This is a genomic window from Capnocytophaga catalasegens (genome assembly GCF_026005215.1).
In the GTDB taxonomy this organism is placed as follows: Bacteria; Bacteroidota; Bacteroidia; order Flavobacteriales; family Flavobacteriaceae; genus Capnocytophaga; species Capnocytophaga catalasegens.
This window is the reverse complement of sequence record NZ_BPMA01000083.1, coordinates 1-1,408: the sequence shown is the minus strand read 5'-3', so window position 1 is coordinate 1,408 and position 1,408 is coordinate 1. Positions and strand designations below refer to the sequence as shown.

Here is a 1,408-nt window from a genome sequence, read left to right as displayed (position 1 = left end):
TCTTTGGCAAAACTCACCAAATTTTTTTGCTACCACTGAGCTTTAAACTTATATTTTTGTTTTACGGGGCTAATTACCTCTAATTCAATGCTGTCACCTTTGGTCAAAAACTCCAATAACTCTGGATTTTTGCGTTTGAACTCAGAAAAAGGTTCTTCGTAGGTTAAAGTGTTGTCATTTTTATATATTTCCTTTGTATATTTATTTTCTTGGATAAAAGGAGAGGCTTTTGAGATATATTGATTTAAACTTTCAGAATGAAAAGTTAAAGAGATAGAATCATTGATGTTAAATTTAGAAATTTGATAAATAACTTCTTTTTCACTTAAAGGATATAATCGTATTCTATTCCTTTTACCAGTTTTCTTAAAATAATCTTCATCTGTAATTGTTATTAACGTTGCTGTTGAAGGAAAAGTTAGACTATCCCCATTTCTAAAATAATAAAAATTAATATCAACAATATTTAACGTTGGATTTTTAATAATCAATCTATTTGTTATCCCCAAACCTCCTTGTTCTATACCTTTTTTTGTAATATTAAACGATACAATCATATTACAATCAAAACAATGAGGCTGTCGAATTTCAATATTTTTGTTTATATTATAACAACCTACAAAAAATAGTACAATGAGTAAAATAATTATTTTTTTCATAATGTTATTTTTCTTTTGTATTTACAAAAAACCTACCACTCAGCTTTAAACTTATATTTTTGTTTTACAGGGCTAATTACCTCTAATTCAATGCTGTCGCCTTTGGTTAAAAACTCCAATAACTCTGGGTTTTTACGTTTAAACTCGGAAAAAGGTTCTTTTTCGTGATATTCAAGCGTATTTTTGTTTTCAAGAGATTTTCCTCCAACTATATTTATTGATGGTTGGGCTAAAGAAAAATAATGATTCAAATTCTTATGCTTATTTACAAAATCAAGAGTGTCAATATCTATCCATAAATAATATTCAACTTCTTTTTCACTTAAAGGATTTAACTGAATTCTATTGTTTTTTCCTGTTTCATTAAAAAATTTTTTATCAAAATTTAAAAGAGTCGCAGCCGTATTTGTTTCTATTTCTCCTTTTTTTAAATATGAAAAATCAATATATACAAATTGTAATGAAGGATTTTTTATTTTTATCTTATTTTTTAAATAAACAACTCCCGCATTTTTTTTTGTAAAAAAAGTAATATATATTGGAGATTGTGGACAATTCTCTTGCTCTATTTTTATATGTTTATTTACATTGTAACAACCATTTAAAAATATAATACTTATTAAAATAAAAAACTTTTTCATAATATTATCTATTTACAAAAAATGAATCAATAATTGTGTAGTCTTCTTTAGTAATACAAAGAATAGCAACTTCATCAAACTTAGAATATTCATTTAATTGTTGCCAGT

At 25.1% G+C, this 1,408-nt stretch carries 2 protein-coding genes; both read right to left on the bottom strand.

Annotation, left to right across the window (positions count from 1 at the left end; all coding sequences use genetic code 11):
- Nucleotides 1–29: 29 nt before the first annotated feature.
- Entirely contained in the window at nucleotides 30–659 is a 630-nt protein-coding gene (locus OO775_RS13800) for a hypothetical protein (RefSeq protein WP_264847808.1), read from the bottom strand.
- 32 nt (nucleotides 660–691) lie between these two features.
- Complete coding sequence (locus tag OO775_RS13795; RefSeq protein ID WP_264847807.1) at nucleotides 692–1,300, bottom strand: hypothetical protein; 609 nt, start codon at nucleotides 1,298–1,300, stop codon at nucleotides 692–694.
- Nucleotides 1,301–1,408: the final 108 nt, after the last annotated feature.

Coding starts and splice junctions, on each gene's coding strand:
- OO775_RS13800 (WP_264847808.1), bottom strand. CDS start 659: ATGAAAAAAATAATTATTTTACTCATTGTACTATTTTTTGTAGGTTGT.
- OO775_RS13795 (WP_264847807.1), bottom strand. CDS start 1,300: ATGAAAAAGTTTTTTATTTTAATAAGTATTATATTTTTAAATGGTTGT.